8 protein-coding genes are annotated in these 15,113 nt (G+C 73.7%); 3 read left to right on the forward strand and 5 right to left on the reverse strand.

Annotation, left to right across the window (positions count from 1 at the left end; genetic code table 11):
* Positions 1-96: 96 nt before the first annotated feature.
* Both ACZ4FV_RS43615 and ACZ4FV_RS43620 read right to left on the reverse strand, forming a co-directional pair.
* On the reverse strand, positions 97-621 hold the full coding sequence (locus tag ACZ4FV_RS43615) for a flavin reductase family protein (RefSeq protein WP_395859189.1): 525 nt from the start codon (positions 619-621) through the stop codon (positions 97-99).
* A gap of 207 nt (positions 622-828) precedes the next feature.
* Positions 829-1,260: a DUF2000 family protein gene (locus tag ACZ4FV_RS43620; protein ID WP_395859188.1), complete on the reverse strand. Its 432-nt coding sequence runs from the start codon at positions 1,258-1,260 to the stop codon at positions 829-831.
* A gap of 50 nt (positions 1,261-1,310) precedes the next feature.
* Here ACZ4FV_RS43620 and ACZ4FV_RS43625 point away from each other — a divergent pair, with 50 nt between their 5' ends.
* Positions 1,311-2,204, forward strand: a complete 894-nt coding sequence (locus ACZ4FV_RS43625) for a helix-turn-helix transcriptional regulator (protein ID WP_402232478.1) — start codon at positions 1,311-1,313, stop codon at positions 2,202-2,204.
* Positions 2,205-2,318: 114 nt separating this feature from the next.
* On the forward strand, positions 2,319-6,782 hold the full coding sequence (locus ACZ4FV_RS43630; protein WP_402232477.1) for a hypothetical protein: 4,464 nt from the start codon (positions 2,319-2,321) through the stop codon (positions 6,780-6,782).
* Positions 6,783-6,830: 48 nt separating this feature from the next.
* On the opposite strand, the gene ACZ4FV_RS43635 is transcribed toward ACZ4FV_RS43630, so the two are convergent.
* Positions 6,831-7,853, reverse strand: a complete 1,023-nt coding sequence (locus tag ACZ4FV_RS43635; protein ID WP_395859185.1) for an ABC transporter substrate-binding protein — start codon at positions 7,851-7,853, stop codon at positions 6,831-6,833.
* Positions 7,854-8,112: 259 nt separating this feature from the next.
* On the opposite strand from ACZ4FV_RS43635, the gene ACZ4FV_RS43640 reads away from it, so the two are divergent.
* Positions 8,113-9,510, forward strand: coding sequence for an aminotransferase class V-fold PLP-dependent enzyme (locus ACZ4FV_RS43640; RefSeq protein ID WP_395859184.1), 1,398 nt, complete (start codon positions 8,113-8,115; stop codon positions 9,508-9,510).
* Positions 9,511-9,562: 52 nt separating this feature from the next.
* On the opposite strand, the gene ACZ4FV_RS43645 is transcribed toward ACZ4FV_RS43640, so the two are convergent.
* Both ACZ4FV_RS43645 and ACZ4FV_RS43650 read right to left on the reverse strand, forming a co-directional pair.
* Positions 9,563-11,212 carry an ATP-binding cassette domain-containing protein gene (locus ACZ4FV_RS43645; RefSeq protein ID WP_402232474.1) on the reverse strand — a complete coding sequence of 550 codons (1,650 nt, stop codon included), beginning with the start codon at positions 11,210-11,212 and terminating at the stop codon, positions 9,563-9,565.
* Between the two features lie 127 nt (positions 11,213-11,339).
* Entirely contained in the window at positions 11,340-14,948 is a 3,609-nt protein-coding gene (locus ACZ4FV_RS43650; RefSeq protein ID WP_465326395.1) for a helix-turn-helix transcriptional regulator, read from the reverse strand.
* Positions 14,949-15,113: the final 165 nt, after the last annotated feature.

The raw sequence follows: 15,113 nt of genomic DNA on the forward strand, positions 1-15,113 counted from the left end.
CTGTTGTGGGTGGTGCTGCGGGTGGCGGGTCCCGCCCGTCCCCGCCGCCCGCCCCCCCCCCCTCCCCTCGTTTCGTTTCCCCGGTTCCGCGGCGGATCAGCCCCTGGGATGGCCCGCGTCCAAGTCCCGGACGTCGGAGAAGGTCAGCAGGTCGGGCCGGGTCGGGGCCGGATGGTCCGGAGCCCGGACGGGCGCCACGACGAAGCCGGTGTGGTCGCCCAGATCGATCGCCTCCAGGACACGACCCACGAAGCGCCGGGGACAGTCGTTCAGGAGCGGTACGCCGAACGGACCCTCGGTCCACGCACAGTGCGCGAACTTGTCCGTGCGATCACCGGTCTCCTCCCCGAACAGGGCCGCGAGCGGGTGTTGCCGTGAATCGGGCGCGTGCACCGCGATGACGCCGGCCGCGGCGACGACGGCATGGGTGTGGTTCGCGGCGGACACGCAGACCAGGAACCGCCGCGGGTCGATACCGCACTGGGTGGCGAAGCCGACCAGGCATCCGGAGCGCTCGCCGGTGTCCGGCCGGGCCGCCGTGACGATGAACATCGGGTAGTCGAGCGCCGCCACAAAGGAGTCGAAGTCGGCATCGGCATCGGGACCGGGTTCTTCGGGCACGGATCGACCTTTCGGCGGGTTGCTCACCACATCCACCCTCCTCGTAGCGACCGTCGGACCGTTGCGACACTCGCGACCGGCGCGGTGGTCGCGCTCGTCGCGACCGGTCGGATCATCGGTTGTGCTTCCCGACCCGGGGCTACTGCCCACCGCCACCGCCACTACGCCCCACCGCGCGAACATCCGGCTCCGCTCCCGGCCGATCCGCTAGGGATGCATCCGGGCGCCCTTGAGAACCTTGTCGACCGCGTTGCGCGGGCCGTACACCGCCATTCCGACCAGGTCCAGATCCGCCCGCCGGACGGCTCGGACCGCGGCACGGTTGTCCCGGTCGTTGCCGGTGGCGAAGAGATCCGAGGTGAACACCGTGACGGGCAGTTCGCGACCCACCGCCCGGGTGTGTGCCGCCGTCAACACCTCCTTGGTGCCCTCGAAGACCATCACCGGCTGCCGGAACATCGGCAGGTAGGCGGTGTCGTCGGCGTCCGCGTAGGGCTCGCCGATCACCTCCGGGATCCGCGTGCCGAGGCCGCTGACCAGGAACGCGGTGACGTTCAGTCGCTGCCACTGGGCCAGGTCGGCGCGCAACAGCACGGCGATCCTGGTGTCGAAACGAACGGGTTCGTGCTCGGTTTCCATGCCTGGCATCGTGTCCGGGCCGGTCGGGGGCCGTCTTGTACGATCCTGACATGGTTGCCGGCGCGGAGATCGTGGCGTGGCGGCCGGCGGTGGCCGGGGTGCGCGAGGTCCTGCACGCGCACATGACCGATCACGCCTATCCGATGCACACGCACGCCGCGTGGACGCTGCTGATCGTCGACGACGGCATGGTCAGGTACGACCTGGACCGGCACGAGCACGGCGCCCTGCGCAGCACCGTGAGCCTGCTGCCGCCGCACGTCCCGCACAACGGGAGCGCGGCCACGCCGACCGGGTTCCGCAAGCGGGTGCTGTATCTGGACTCCTCGCATGTGGCCGACGAGCTGATCGGCCCGGCCGTGGACCACCCGGTGCTCGCAGACCTCGCGCTGAGCCGGCGGGTACACCGACTGCACACCTCGCTGCTGCGGCCGGGCGAGGAATTGGAGGCCGAGAGCAGGCTCGCGTTCATCGCCGAACGGCTGCGCGGACACCTGGTGGGTCGGGTCGACGCGCCGCCCGCCGTGCGTGATCCGGGTCTGGCCCGGCGGCTGCGCGACCTGCTGGACGATCGATTCGTCGAGGGCGTCACCCTCGCGGAGGCCGCCCGCTTGTTGTACGCCCACCCGACCCACCTGGTGCGGGCCTTCGGCCGGGAGTTCGGCATCGGGCCACACCAATACCTGACCGGACGTCGGGTCGATCTCGCCCGCGGGCTCCTGCTCGACGGAATGCCGCCGCACACCGTCGCGGTGACCGCCGGCTTCTACGACCAGTCGCACCTGAACCGGCACTTCAAGCGCGTCCTGGGCACCAGCCCCGGGCGGTTCGCCCGCGGCGGGAGGCTCCCGGTCGTCGCCGGCGAAGAGGACGAGGCGACCGGGCCGGTACCGATCCACGACCGCCGGGACCGGCGCTCGCGTCGCACCCCTATCGCCCCCTAGCGTTTGTCCCGGGGCGGCCAACCGTCGGTGTGCTGTGGTGGGGTGGTCCTCGTGACACCGCCCGGGACGAGGGGCGACGGCGAACAGGTCGGCCCGACGAGGGGAAAGCGAACAGTGACGCATGGAGCCGCGCGCCGGTACGACCCGGCCGCCGAGGTGCTGCTCGGACTCGCGGTGGCGAGCGGCGAACCCGGGGACGCGGGTCGGCTGCGCCACCGGCTCGGTGAGGGCGACCCCGCCTACCTGGCCGACGCTTCGCTGCCGATCGCCGCACGGGTCAAGGCAGTTCGCGATCCCGACGTGCTGGTTCGGCGCGCGGTGGCGCGCAACCCGGAGGCGGGCACCGGCGATCTCGCCGCGCTGCTGGAGCGGCCGGACCCGGTCGTGGATCGGTTGGTGTACCGGCACGCCACCGCCCTGCCGTGGATGCGCCGCGAGGTGCTCGCCCCGGGCCGACATCCGGATCCGCACGCGCTCGGCGTGTTGTGGGAGGAGATCCGCGCGTGCGCCGAAGACCCGCCGGACCACCCGCACTTCATCGGCGCAGCCGTGGTGTCCGAGATCCCGGCACTGATCGAGCACGCGCTGCGCGCCTGCGCCACGCGGCTCACCACCGCGGAGCAACTACGGGGCCTGTTGGGCCTGTTCGCCGATCCGCCACGACTGGCCGGGCTGCTCGCGGAGGTGGACTTCACTGCCTCGCCCACCGGCCCGGCGGCCGGCGGCCATCCCCCGCCCGTGCTCGACGTGGCCGCCGTCGCCACCCGCGCGCTGGAGAGCGGCCGGACCGACGAACTCGAGGCCGCGGTGGCCGCCGCCGAGGGCGCCGACGGCCTGATCGCCGGCCTGCGCGCCGGCGAGCCGGAACCCACCTGGCGCCGCGATCCGCACTGGAGCCGGCTGCTGGACGCCCAACGCGCCGAGCCGCTGCCCGAGGCCGCCGCGGCGGCGCTGGTCGCGCGCGCGGACTGCCCGGACGCCCTGCTCGTGGAGCTCTATCGAGCCCACCCGGCCGCGGTGGCCCGGATCGCCCGCCCCTCGGCCGCCCTGCTCGAAGCCGCCGCACAGCATCCGGGCCATCCCGAGGTGGCCCGGATCGCCGCCTCGGCCGGCGCCGCCGGACGCACCGACGAGCGGCACGCCGCCCTCGTCCTGGACACCGTCACCCCCGCCCGAACCGCCGTCGCGACCCTGGCCGAACTCCCGTTCGTCCGCCCGCTCACCGACCTGCTGCACCGTCGGCTGGGCGGCTCGGCGAGTCGTTGGGCCACATTGCGGGTGCACCTGTCGCGGCATCGGGGCACCCTGGCCCACTTACTGGCCGAGATCGCCGACGGATCGATCCCGGAGGTCGGATCGACCGTGCCGCCCGCGCTGTCCAGGCCCTACCGATTCCTGCTCTACGCCGCCGACCCCGGGGACCTGCGCACCCTGTTGCCCCTCCTGCGCGACGAATTGCTGCGCGACCTGCTGGGCAAGGGGCCGCTGCCCGCGCACGCCCTCGACGTCGCGCTGGCCACCCGCGATCCCCGGGTCTGCGCGGCGGTCGCGCAGAACGCCTGCCTGGACCCGCGCGAGCTGGGCCGGCTCACCGCCCTGGACGACCCGTTCGTGAACGCGGCCGTGTACCGCAACCACCACACCCCGCTCACCCTGCGCCGCAGCATCGCCTCCGGGGTCCCGCGCACCCCGGGGCGTACCGAACTCGTGCCGTTGGACCCGCGGTTGCGTGCCGAACTGCTGGACTGCCGGGATCAGCGCCGGCTCACCCCGCTGGCGGTCAGCGGCGACCCCGAGCTCGTGCACGCCGCGCTCTTCACCTTCCCCTCCGCCGACGCGCGCGGCTTCGCGTTTCTTCGGGTGTGGGAGCGCGGCGGGCCCGAGGCGGTCCGGCGCCTGGTGCGATTGCTCGGCGGGCCGGGCCACTCGAACCAGGCCGCCGCCGTCCTGGAGGCGCTCGAAGCCCCGGACGGGCCGGGCAGGTTGGGCTCGCTGCGCATTCCGTACGAGGATCCCGACGCGCTGCCACGCGTCTTCGCCACCGCGCGAGGACGCAACGCCACCCGCCGGCTGATGGCCACGCTCGTCCACGAGCCGTACGTGTACGATCTGCCGCGCCTGGTGGCCGGGCATCGCCGGACGCCGTACCCGCCCGAGCCGATCGACGAACTCCTGCGCCACGAACACGCCGAGGGCGAACCGGGCCGGTTGCTGCGGCTCGCCGTGGTCAACCGCTCGTGCGGCTCCACCGCCGAGGACCTCAACCGCGAACCGATCGACCGGCTGACCACCGTCGCGTTCGGTCGCGCCGACGCGGCCTGGGTGAACGACTGTGTCGAGCACGAACTGCTGGATCCGGTACTGCTGGTGGACACCGCCCGGCCGGCCGGCGAGGTGCTGCGCGCGCTGCCCAGGCTGGCCCCCGGCGCGGCCGCGCCCGTCCGCGCCCGGCTGGCGGAACTGGTCGGCACCCACCTGGCGGGCCACGTCGAGGCCACCGTGATCGGCCTCGGGCTGCTCGACTCCTTCGCGGGCACCGTCGCCGAACTGATCACCGTCGCCGCGCAGGCGGCAGGCCGGCCACCGGATGCCGCGCAACGAGCCCTGAGCGACGCCGAGATCGCCGAATTCGCGGACAGCCTCGCGCGCCACACGCCGACCGTCCGCGGCCGCGAGCCGGCCGGGCCGACGCTGCCGACCAGGCGCGGCCGGCGCAACACCCCCGACCGGGGCTGCGCGCTGGCCGCCGCGCACCTGCTGCGGGAGATCGTGCCGAGCGCGCCGATACCCACCGACCCGGCGGTGCTCGCGGTGTTCGCCGAGACCCTCGAGGCGGACGTGCCCGACCTGTGCCACCCGGTGTGGCTGGTCGCGGCGTGCGCGGCCGCTCCGTCCGACCTGCCGCGCGAACGGCTGGCCCGGCGTGATCCGATCGGCTTTCGGGACACCGCCTCGGCCTCGGTGCGATACCGCGCCGGTCTGGTCGGACCGGCCGACCTGATCGCCACGACGCCCGCGCGCGCGTTGAGCGCCGCGCGCCCGGGCGAGTTCTCCCAACTCGCCCGCGAACCGCTCACCCGGGCCGTACGCGCCCTGCTCGCCGCCCGTCTGGGCCACGATCGCGACCGCTGGTCGGCCGCGGTCGCCGCGATGGACACGGAGCGCGGCGACCTGCCGCTGCCCGAACTGCTCGACCGGGTGGCCGCCGGCCCCGCCCCGCGCCCCGAAGCCGCGCCCGCGACGCTGTCGAGCGCCGGATCGGCCCTGCTCGTCTACGCCGACGCGCACGTGCTCCGCACGCTTGTCCCGCTGCTCGGACCCGGGTCACCGAGCGCCCTGGCCCGCGACGCGGAGCGCACCCGGCACGTCACGGACGACCTGGTCGCCTACGTGCTGTCTCTGGCCGACGTCGCCCCCGCGCTGATCCTCGCGGACGGCGAGGCCCGCTCGCCGCACACCCGGCACGTGCGCGGGCGGCTGCTCGACCGGCGCGATCCGGTGCTGGAGGACCGGCTGTACGGCGACGCCAGGCGACCCGGCGACGCGGCCGAGCGGCGTCGGATCCTGGCCCGCGCGGCCGACGACACGCGACCGCTGTCGCCCGCCCTGCGGGGGCGCCTGCTCGCCCCGGGGGTGTTCTCGAAGTATCGAACGGACGCGCTGCGGGTGACGGTGGAGGCGGCCGACGCCGACGTCGTCGAGCGCGCGCTGGAGGCGATGTCCGGGAAGTTGTCCCTGCTCGAGCAACTGATCGCGGCGCGCAACGCGTTGCGCTTCGGCGGGCCGCACCGGCTGCGCGCGCTGATCGACCGCGGCCTGTTGGGCAGCGGTGCCGCCAAGGTCGCGGCGAAGGCCCTGGCCGACACCGGTGATTCGGCCGGGGCCGGCGTCGCGGTGCTGACCTCGCGGATCGACCGGGAGTCCTCGCCGGCCCGACTGGTGGCGAGGCTGCGCGCGTGCGACCGGCTCGCGGACGCCGAACGTGTCCTGGACCGGCCCTATCGGCGCGACTGGGCACTGCTGGGCCGCGAGCACGCGCGCGAGCCGTGGCCCGCCGGGGTCCGGCACGCGCTCGCGAGCCGACCGGACGCGCCCGACGAGATCGTCCTGGCGATGCTCACCGACCTGCACCCCGCCGAGGCGTTCGCCGCGGCCCGGCGCGGGCCGCGCGTGGCCCGTACCGTCGCCGCGTGGGTGCTGCCCGAAGGCGGCACCGCCGAGTGGCATGTCGAGATCGAGCGGTTGATCGAGGCGGGGTTGCTCACCGGTCACGATCTGGTGCACGAGGTGGGGCACGCCGATCGTGTGCTGCGCTATGTCGCCGACGCCCGGGCACGCGTGGACCCGTCCGAGCCGGTACGGGTCGCGGTCCACGCGGCCTACACCGAGATCAGCGCGCTGACCGCGGACCTGCTGGGCACCGAGGAACGGTCCTGGCAACGTCTGTTCGCGGCGCTCACCGAACGCGACGAACACTGGCGCCGGGCCGAGGGGCCGGCCGCGGGAGTCGCCGCGCTGCTCGCCCACGCGGCACGCGAACCCCTGGGACGTCTCTGCGATCCCCCGACGGGCGCCTGACCCGGATCGACCGGTCGTGCCGGCCGATCCGGGTCGGGCGGATCGACCTCAGCCGATCAGGTTCTTCTCCAGGTCGCCCAGGATCGCGTTCGCCGCGACCACGCCCAGGCCGAGGTACCAGGTGTCGTCGGGGACCGTGACGGCCTTGCCCTTCTCCACCGCGCCGAGCTTCTTCCACAGCGGGTTGTCGGTCACCCGTGCCTGCGCGGTCTTGTCCGCCGGGCCGTAGGTGCCGACGAAGATCCTGTCCGCGTCCGCTTCGGTGATCCGCTCCTCGGACAGTTCCACGGCCAGGTCGTCGATGTTCTGGTTCGCCGGCCGCGGCAGACCCACGTCCTGGAGCACGGTGCCGATCAGCGACTTGTTCGCGTACAGCCGGATCTTGCCCGGCATGAAGCGCACCATCGAGATGGTCGGCTTGTTGGCGCCCAGCTTGTCGCCGAGCGCCTTGGCCCGGACCTGGTAGGCGTGCAACTGCGCTTGGGCATCGGCGGTCTTGTCCAGGGCCGCCGCGTTGAGCAGGAAGTTCTCCTTCCAGGTGTAGCCGGGACGCACCGAGAACACCGTGGGCGCGATCTTGGACAACACCGGGTACTGCTGCTCCGCGCGCAGCTTGCTGCCCAGGATCAGGTCCGGCTTGAGGTTCTCGATCGCCTCGAGGTTGAGGTTGTTGATCGTGCCGACCTTGGCCGGCTTGCCCGCCTTGCCGTCCAGGTACGCCGGAAGTTCCTGCGATCCGTCGGTGAACGCGATGCCCACCGGCTGGACACCCAGTGCCGCGACGTTGTCGAGTTCGCCGGTGTCCAGCACGACGACCCGCTTGGGCTGCGCCTTGAGCGTCACGTCGCCCATCGCGGTGCGGATCGTACGCGGGTACTGTCCGGGTGCCGCGTCCGTGCCCAGGCCCGTGGTCACCTGGCCGGCGCTGCCGAACTCCTTGCCGCCGGCCGCCACGGCGGGCTTGCCGCCGCCCTTGTTCCCGTCCGAGGAGTCCGAGCCGCAGGCCCCGGTGAGCAGGGCGGCGGACAGGGTCACGGCGACGGCGGCGATCCGGCGGCGAGGTATCGGCATGGGTCCTGGTTCCTTGGCGCGTGAGGGACGCGGACCGGGCACCACGACGACGCGGCGATCGGCCCGCACTGTTGGGACAGGCTCGACCGCTGAGGTAAGCCTTACCTTGTCACCTTAGGGGATGCTTGTCGCGGATCAGCCATCAGGGGTGAGAACGGGCATCCGGCCGACCGGCCGCGACCGCCGATCCACCCGACGGAACCCGTTGACGCCGCCTCGCGGGCGGCGCGAGACTCGGCTCACCCGGGGAGGTGGGGCCGTGGTGGTGGCCGACGTGCTCGGTCCGGACTTCGACGCGATCCGACGCGAGGAGTACGGGTATCTGGACGAAGCGGGGCTGGTCTACCTCGACCACACCGGCGCGGGGTTGGCCGCACGCCGCCAGTGGCGCGCGCACGCGGCGCGGATGTCCGGCGCCACCTACGGCAATCCGCACTCCGAACACCCGGCCTCGGTCGCCTCCACCGCGCTGGTGGAACACACCCGCCAGGCGATCCTGGAGCACTTCAACGCCGACCCCGACCGGTATGCCGCCGTGTTCACCGCGAACGCCACCGGTGCGTGCCGACTCGTCGGCGAGGCGTACCCGTTCCGCCGCGGCAGCCGCTTCGTGCTGCCGATCGACAACCACAACTCGGTCAACGGCATTCGCGAGTACGCCCGCGCCGCCGGCGCGCGCACCCGGTACATCGGCCTGAGCGGCCCGGACCTGCGCCTGGACGGCGACGCGCTGCGCGCCGCGCTGGCCCATCGCCGAGGTCTGCTCGCGTTTCCCGCGCAAAGCAACTTCACCGGGGTCCGGCACCCGCTGGAATGGATCGACGTCGCCCACCGGCACGGCTACGACGTGCTCTTGGACGCGGCCGCGTACGCACCCACCAATGTGCTCGATCTCGGCGCGGTACAGCCGGAGTTCGTCGCGGTGAGCTGGTACAAGGTGTTCGGCTACCCGACCGGTGTGGGCTGTCTGCTCGCCCGCCGGGACGCGCTCGCCCGACTGCGCCGGCCGTGGTTCGCGGGCGGCACCATCGAGGCGGTCAGCGCGCAGGGCGGCTGGCATCGCATGGCCGACGACGAATCCGCCTACGAGGACGGCACCCTCAACTTCCTCGCCATCCCCGACGTCGCGCAGGGCCTGGCCTGGGTGGACGAGGTGGGCATGCGGGCCGTGCACGATCGGGTCGATCGACTCACCGCCCATCTCCTGTCCGGGCTGGCCGAGTTGCGCCATCATCGGGGCGAGCCGATGGTCCGGGTGTACGGGCCCGGTACGGTGGACGCCCGCGGCGGCACGGTCGCGCTGAACATCCTGGACGCCGCCGGGACGGTGGTCGACGAGCGGATCGTCGCGCGGGACACCGCGGCCGCCGGGATCTGTGTCCGAACCGGCTGCTTCTGCAATCCGGGCGCGGGTGAGGCGGCGTTCTCCATCGCCCGCCGCACGCTGCGCGGCGCGGTGCTGCGTACGGCCGCCTCCGGCGGCACGCTGGACGACTACCTGACCCGGCTCGGGTTGCCCTCCGGCGGCGCGGTGCGGGTCTCGCTCGGATTACCTTCCACGATCGCCGACGTGGACGCCTTCCTCGACTTCGTCGCCCGCACCTACCGCGACCGACCCGTCGACCCCCGGGGGTTGGCACCGAGACTGCGCTGCTGAACCGACTGCCGGGTCGGCCGATCCGCCGGCCCCGAGATCCGACGATCGGCCGTCAGGCCCCCGCTCGCGGGCACCGACGGGCCAGCACCGCGCACGTCGAGGCCAGGAACAACACGGCGCAGCCCGCGAGTACGGCCCAGCCGAGCACCGGCGTGTGGTCGAAGCTGTCCCCGTAGGATGCGAGCAGCGGCGGGCCGAGCGCGGACCGGCCGTGCGCCCAGCGCCCGGGCAGGTCCAGATCGCTGCCCAACGCCTCGAACGCCCACCGGTTGGTCATCGCGTAGCTGAGCGCGTGTCCGATCGCGGGCATCCGGGGCACCGGCACGAACGCCCCGGAGAAGAGCACCTGCGGAAAGCACAGGAGCGGCAACATCAGCGTGGCCTGCCCCACTTCGGTCACCGCCGCCGAGGTCAGCAGCCCGAGCGCGAGCGCCGCCGCCGACGCGAGCAGCAGGGTCACCAGGAGGGATCCGTACACCTCCCAGGACGCGGCGGGCAGCCGGTCCAGGGCGCGCAGCACCGCGAGCAACAGCACGTCGGCCAGCGCGAGGATGGGCAGCAGGACGGTGCACTTGGCCGCGACGTAGGGCCCGATCCGCAACACCGTCAGGCGCTCGCGCCGGACGATCGGCAACTCGACGCAGATTTGCAACAGGCCGTAGGTCAGCCCGAAGAAGAAGCCGCCGAACGCGATCCAGAACAGGATCATCGCGGCCCCGGAGGGACTCGGGTCGGCCGGGTCGAACGCGCCGGGCCGAAAGAGCATCGCGAACATCGCCACGATCACCAGCGGCGAGCCGATCAGCATCGCGGCGGCCGGTCGGTCGCGGATGATCAGTTCCAGGTCGCGGCGGGCCAGGATGGACCATTGCCGAAGCGCGCGATCGGCCCGGGGCGCCGTGCGTGCGACCGGCTCGACCGACCCGGGCGCCGGCTCCGACGGCCGGTCCAACTCCGGTTCCAGCGCCCCTACTTCCGGCTCCAGTTCGAGCTCCGGCTCGCGCTCCGCGTCGGCGCTCGCCCCCCGAACGGCCACCGCCGCGTACACGTCGGCCTCCGTCGCGACGCCGAAGTGCGCGCACATCGCCCTGGGGTCGCCCACGTACGCGAGCCGACCGTCCGGCGCCAGGAACGCGACCCGGTCGCAGCGGGCCAGATCGGCCGGCGCGTGCGTGGTGAGCACGACAGTCGTACCCGCCCGGGCCAACTCGCGCAGCACGGACATCAGTTCGGCCGCCGCCGCCGGGTCGAGGCCGGAGGTCGGTTCATCCAGGAACAACACTCGGGGCCGGGTGAGCAACTCGACCGCGATGCTCGCGCGCTTGCGTTCGCCGCCGCTGAGCGTGTCCACCCGATGGTCGGCGCGCGCGGTCAGCCCGAGCGCGGCCAGCGTCCGCGCGACGGCGGCGTCCACTCCCTCGTCGGCCGGCTCGCGCAGCGCCGCGGCGTAGCGCAGGCTGTGCGCGAGCGGCAGCGCCCGATGCAGGATGTCGTCCTGCGGCACGTACCCCAGACCGCGCGCGTCCGGTCGGCCGCCGTCGTGCCGTACCTCGCCCGCGTCGGGCGGCCGGAGTCCGGCCAGGGTGTCCAGGAGCGTGGTCTTGCCCGATCCGCTGCCCCCTGCGATCGCCGACACCTCGCCGGCCTCGGCCACCAGCGAGGTGTCCCGAAGTACGGTGCGCCCACCGATCGTTCGTGTCACCCCGCTCGCCGCGACCCGTACCCCGTGCTCCCCCACGACCACCCCCGACGGCATGCCCCCGAAACACCGAACGGACCATGTATAGCCCGTCCGCCGCGCGAGGACACCCCACCCGGACCGATCCGGTTCAGGGAGCGTCGTCGACCGGGGGCGAGTCCTCGACCAGGCGCATCCGGTGGGCCAGCGCGGCGGCCTCGCCTCGGGTGGCCACCTCGAGCTTGGCCAGGATGTTCGAGACGTGCACGCTGGCGGTCTTGACGCTGATGAACAGGGTCTCGGCGATCTGTCGGTTGCTGCGTCCCTCGACGAGCAGCCGCAGCACCTCCCTTTCCCGGGGCGTCGGTTCGCCGACCTGGTGCGCCGCGCGCCCGGCGGCGAAGCCGGGGTGCCCGGGCAGGTCGATCCGGGCCCGGCGGGCGAGCAGTTCGATCTGTTCGCGCAGGGGCACCGTGCCCAGCACCACCGCGGCGGCGTGCGCCCGGGCCAGCGCCGCGCCGGCCTCGACCCGATCGCCGGCGGCCACCAGCGCGGCACCGAGGTCGGCGTACGCCTGGGCGGTGGGGTACGGCTGGGTGGTCGAGTCCCAGGCCGCGACGACCTCCTGCCACTGCGCGACGGTGTCGGTGCGCTCGGCCCGGTCCAGGTGCGCGTTCAGCGTCAGCGCCTGGGTACGGTCCAGCGCGCAGTCCAGCGACAGCGCCGCGCCCGCCGCCCGGATCCGGCGCAGGTCGGCCCGGATCGCGTCGGTCAACTCGCCCTCGGCGTACGCGCGGGCCGCCTCGATCAGCAGCGGGAAGGCGAACCGCTGGTTGCCGACGCCGAAACCGGCCCGCAGCTCCGCGTCCAGGATCTCGTCCAGTTCGGCCCGTCGGCCGAGCACCCGGGCCAGTGCGATCGCGGCGCCGGACAGTGGGATCCGGTGTTGCGCCTCCTGATACTTGACGCGTGCGCTCTCCTGCGCGTGGGTCAGGTGGCCGGCGGCCTCGGAGACGTCGCCGCGGACCAGGTGGGCCATGGCCAGTATTCGTTCGGCGTGTCCGGTGGCGCAGCCGTCGGCGTTGTGTTCGCGGATTTCGTCCACCGTCTTGGCCGCGTCGTCCCAACGACCGAGCGAGAACAGGCTCTCCGCGAGGTTGCCCAGCACGAAGGCGCCCGCGTTGCGGATCACGCCTCGCTCCCTGGCCAGATCCAGCGCGCGGCAGGCCGCCTGCACCGACTCGTCGTGCCGACCGACGCCTTCCAGCACCGAGGCCCAGTTGCCGAGCACGTAGACGAGGGTGTCCGGCTTGGCGCCCTGCGCCGCCTCGGCGACGCGCACCGCCTCCCGCCCGTGCGCGAGCGCCTGCTCCTCGTCGAGCTCGCCGACTCCGATGAGAAACCAGGACAGCGTCTGGTGGGTGGTGGCGAGCAGGTCCCGGTCGTCCAGCCGCCGGGCAATCTCCAGGACTTCCCGGCCCATCCGCACCGCCTCCTCGGCCTCTCCCTCCAGGAAGTGCGCGCGGGCGCTCCGGATCACCACGTTCGCGTACTCGATCGATTCCGGAAGGTCCTTCAACAGCCTTCCGGCGTGCTCCAGTTCGATCATGCCGGGGCCGCGGCCCAAGCGGCTCAGCGTCTTCGCGCGCTGGGTCCACAGGGCCGCCGCCCGGACCGGCTCCTGCTCCTCGTCGAGCAGATCCAACGCCTGGCGCAGCAAGGCGAGTTCACGGTCCCCCGAGTTGTCGTAGCGGGCCGCGACGATGGCGCCGTCCAGCACCTGTGCCAGGGTCGTGCCGGTCAGTCGCTCGGGATCGGGGGCCTGATCCCACATCGCGATCGCGCTCTCGTACAGCGTCCACGCCTCGCCGAACGCGTACCGGTCGGCGGCGGCCGCCGCCGCCGTCACGCTCGCGGGCAGGGCCAGGGCCGGGCGGCCGGCCGCGGTCCAGTAGCGGGCCCGGCGGTCCACGTGGTCGCGATGCGGTGGCAGCTCGCCGCGCTCGACCAGGGTGTCCAGGGCCTCGGCGAACGCCGCGTACATCCGCATGCGTTCGCCGGGGAGCAGGTCTCCCAAAGCCGCCTCGCGGACCAGCGCGTGTCGGAAGGAGTAGCCCTCGCCGTCCGAGTCGGGCACCAGGACGTGGCCGGAGACCGCCGCGCGCAGCGCCGTCTCCAGCGTGTCCGGATCCAGGCCCGCCACTTCCGCGAGCAGCCGGTGCTCGACCCCGATGCCGCCCACGGCGGCCAGGCGCACCACCCGGCGGGCCTGCTCGGGCAGTTGTTCGATGCGGATCAGCAGCAGGTCGCGCAGCGTGTCCGAGAGACCGGCGAGCCGGCCGTCGCGGACGCCGGCGGCGAGTTCCTCGACGAAGAACGCGTTGCCCTCGGAGCGCTCGAACACCTGCTGGGTGAGCGCGCGCGAGGGCGGGGCGCCGAGCAGGCCGGTGAGGTGCTCCTCGACCTGGGGCATGGTGAGTCGGCCCAGTTCGAGCCGGCTCACCGTGCGGATGCGCTCCATCTCGGCGACCAGCCGGCGCATCGGGTGGCTGCGGTCCATCGCGTCCGCGCGCAGCGTGCCGACCAGCAGGATCCGGCCCCGGCGCAGCGAGCGAACCAGGAACGCGAGCAGCTCCCGGGTGGCCGAGTCGGCCCAGTGCAGGTCCTCGAAGGCGACGACCAGCGTGCGCTCCTCGCCGATCCGCTCCAGCGCACGCAGCGCGGATTCGTACAGCCGGGCCCGCTCGGGCGCGGGACCCTGGCCGGGTTCAGCGGCGAGGGTGGGCGAGATCCAGGCCAGTTCACGACGCCGGTCCCCGACCGCGGCCTCGAAGTCGACGCCGAGGGCGCCGGAGAGGGTGCGCAGGATCGCCGAGAACGGCGCGAAGGGCAGCCCCTCGGCGCCCAGTTCGAGACACGCTCCGACCGCGACCGAGGTCGGCTCGGTCCGCCCGGCCGCCTCGACCAGGAACTGCTCGAGCAGCCGGGTCTTGCCGACGCCGGCCTCGCCGGTGGTCAACACGACGCGGGGCTCGCCTCGATCGGCCTCCCCCAGCGCCTCGACCAGTCGCCCCATCTCGAGCTCACGTCCGACAAAGAGCGGCACACCACTTGGAACACTCACACGAGGCAGCTTCCCATGCGACACGACCCGACGGGCAGAGCGGGTACGGACCCCCTGCGGGCCCCTGCGGACCCCTGCGGACCGTGCAGGGCAGGCGGGCCCAGCGGGCGAACCGGGCGAGACGAAGGCGGGTAACAGGGCGGCCGGCCAACATGGGCGCGGCGGCCGGGCAACCCGGGTGGGCGCGCGGCGGGCGCGTGGTGCGGGTGGGCGCGCGGCGGGCGCGTGGTGCGACTGGGCACGCGCCAGGGGAGGGCGCGGCACGGGAGGCGGATCGTGCGGGGCAAGCGAACGGCGCGGCGCGGGCGCGCGAAGCGGGCAATGCGCGCGGGCGGGCGCACGAGGGAAGGGCGCGTGGCGGGTGGACGGCGGGTGGGTGGTGCGGGTGGGTGGGAACCGGCGGGTGCATGGTGCGGCCAGGTCCGGCAGGTCGGCTTTGGTGAACGGGCGCAGTTCCAGACGTGGGGTCTCCAAAAAGATCGACACGGCGCCATCCTCACCGACCGGACCCGATCGGGCCGGCGAATCCCGCCCCGCCCGCCATGGACTCGCAAGGCCGGGTCGCCCCGTCGCCGGCCGGCAGGGCTGCGGTCGGCGGCCCCCGCCGTTCGGTCGACCGTTCGCTCCTCGTAGCATGGCCGGCGATCAACCGCCGTAACGCGTCCCGCCGGGCGCTCCGGTCCCGGTACGCGCACGCGGGGATCGCCCCCACCGGTCGAGGTGCGTCACCTCGTCACCGCCCGACCGGGTGCCGGGCGCGTTCATCCGACGCGGGCGCCTCGCCGGGATCGTCCCACGCTC

It is taken from the genome of Embleya sp. NPDC025285, from assembly GCF_055558835.1.